Annotated in this window: 1 protein-coding gene; it reads left to right on the plus strand. The window is 63.6% G+C overall.

The annotated features are described in order from the left end of the window. The coding region (locus NS334_RS17350; protein WP_241492028.1) for an alpha-amylase family glycosyl hydrolase at nucleotides 1-751 on the plus strand (751 nt) is incomplete at both ends.

Here is a 751-nt window from a genome sequence, read left to right on the forward strand (position 1 = left end):
CTACAAGTTCGAGATCATCGGGCGCAACGGCCAGCATCTGCCGCTGAAGTCTGATCCGCTGGCGTTTGCCGCCGAGGTACGGCCGAAGACCGCCTCGATCGTGATCGACGAGCGCAAGATCCCGCATCCGCGTCCGGCGCCCGATCGCGTCAACGCACTGAGCTCGCCGATGTCGATCTACGAGGTGCATCTCGGCTCGTGGCGCCGCAAGGGCCGCAATGAGTGGCTGACCTATCGCGAGATGGCCGAGCAGTTGCCGGCCTATGCCAGCGACATGGGTTTCACCCATCTCGAGTTCCTGCCTATATCAGAGCATCCGTTCGACGGCTCCTGGGGCTACCAGCCGACCGGGATGCTCGCGCCGACCAGCCGCTTCGGCTCGCAGGACGATTTCGCCGCGCTGATCGACGCCTGTCACGGCGCCGGCCTCGCCGTCCTGCTCGATTGGGTCCCCGGGCATTTCCCCGACGATCCGCATGGCCTCGGCAATTTCGACGGCACCGCGCTCTACGAGCACGCCAATCCGCTGCAGGGCCGCCACCTCGACTGGGGCACCTTGATTTACAATTACGGGCGCACCGAGGTCACCAATTTCCTGGTGTCGAACGCGCTGTTCTGGCTCGACCGCTACGGCGTCGACGGGCTGCGGGTCGATGCCGTAGCGGTCGAGCCAGAAACTGGACCTTATACACCTTTCACGCTGCCGACGAAGAGGAAAGTGCTGCTCTACACGGTCGACGGAAACTTAAAA

Source organism: Sphingomonas endophytica, from assembly GCF_001476895.1.
GTDB classification, from domain to species: Bacteria; Pseudomonadota; Alphaproteobacteria; order Sphingomonadales; family Sphingomonadaceae; genus Sphingomonas; species Sphingomonas endophytica_A.